Source organism: Streptomyces sp. AV19 (genome assembly GCF_015999245.1).
Classification (GTDB): Bacteria; Actinomycetota; Actinomycetes; order Streptomycetales; family Streptomycetaceae; genus Streptomyces.
This window is the reverse complement of sequence record NZ_JAEAMR010000038.1, coordinates 1-1,278: the sequence shown is the minus strand read 5'-3', so window position 1 is coordinate 1,278 and position 1,278 is coordinate 1. Positions and strand designations below refer to the sequence as shown.

Below are 1,278 nucleotides of genomic sequence, written 5' to 3'. Positions count from 1 at the left end.
TGACCGTCCCGCGCCTGGAGCGCATCAAGGGCGCCCTGAACAACGACCTGTTGCCGCTGTACGGTCCGTCCGCGCGGGAGCTGGAGTTTGACTACTGCTCCCCGGTCCCGGCGGACTCCGAGGCGGAGAACGCCGCGCTCGTCGCGAAGGCCACCGCCGCACAGGCGCTGATCGAGGCCGGCGCATACGGGCCCGAAGTCCTCGCCGCCGTCGGCCTGCCGGAGATCGCGTTCGGACAGCCCGGCGCCGACCAGGACCGCGAACTCCTCATCCGGCTCGTCACGGCCGCGCCGGCCGCGCTCGCGCCCGTGATCCTGCCGCTGCTCGGCATCGACGTCCCCCAACCCCCACAGCCCGCCGCCCCCGCGCCGTCGCCCGCAGCTCGGACGGCGCCGCCCGGGCCGGCGGCGCGGCTGGACATCCACCATCACGCCCAGCCGCCCGAGGCGCCCGTGCTGGCCGGGTCCCTCTTCGACCTCGCCCGCGCGCATCCCCGCCACCGGCACCCCCGCGCCCGCGCGGCCGACCAGGGCGACAGCGGCGATCTGGAGGCCGTCCGCGAGCAGTTCGAGGAGCACCTGGCCCGGCTCCTGGAGGAGTGGGAAGACGTGGCCGAGGCCCAGTACGAGCAGCTCGCCGAGCAGATCGAGACGGCCGTCGACGACGAGGACGCGGCCGCCCTGGCCGCGCTGAGCGCGAGCAGCGAGCAGGCCACGGCCGTACTGCGGTCCGCGCTGGGGGACATGGCGACGACGGCGGCGCAGCAGATGGCCGCCGAGGCCGCCGCGCAGGGCGTCACGGTCACGCCGCCGACGGTGGACGAAGGACTGCGGGATGCGGCCGTGCCGCGGCTGCGTGCGGCGTTCGGGTCCGAGCTCGTCGAAATCGCGGCGGCAACCGCCGCTCTCCTGGCCGCCGATGCCGCGGCCGCCGCCGGCCGGGAGGCGCTGCGCCTCTTCACCCCCGGTATGTCCGGGCGTCAAGTCGCGGACGCGATCGTGGGGTTCCTGCGGGGTCTGAAGGGTTGGTTCCGTCGCGACCAGCTCGGCGGCGCTCTGCACCGTGCGCAAAACCTGGGCCGGCTGGCGACGTTGGAGGCGGCGCCGCGCGCGGTGTACGAGGCGACGGAGGTCCTCGACGCGAACACCTGCGGCCCCTGCGCGGACATTGACGGGGTGCAGTTCGAGACGCTCGCGGCGGCGCGGGCGGCGTACGGCGCGGGTCCGTACCGGCAGTGCGAGGGCGGGATTCGCTGCCGTGGCACCGTCGTTGCTCGCT

The 1,278-nt window shown here is 75.4% G+C and carries 1 protein-coding gene; it reads left to right on the top strand.

Going from position 1 to position 1,278, the window contains the following annotated elements; translation table 11 throughout:
- Positions 1–1,278, top strand: a 1,278-nt coding sequence (locus tag I5Q34_RS32780; RefSeq protein WP_199896144.1) for a hypothetical protein, incomplete at both ends; no start/stop codon positions are given.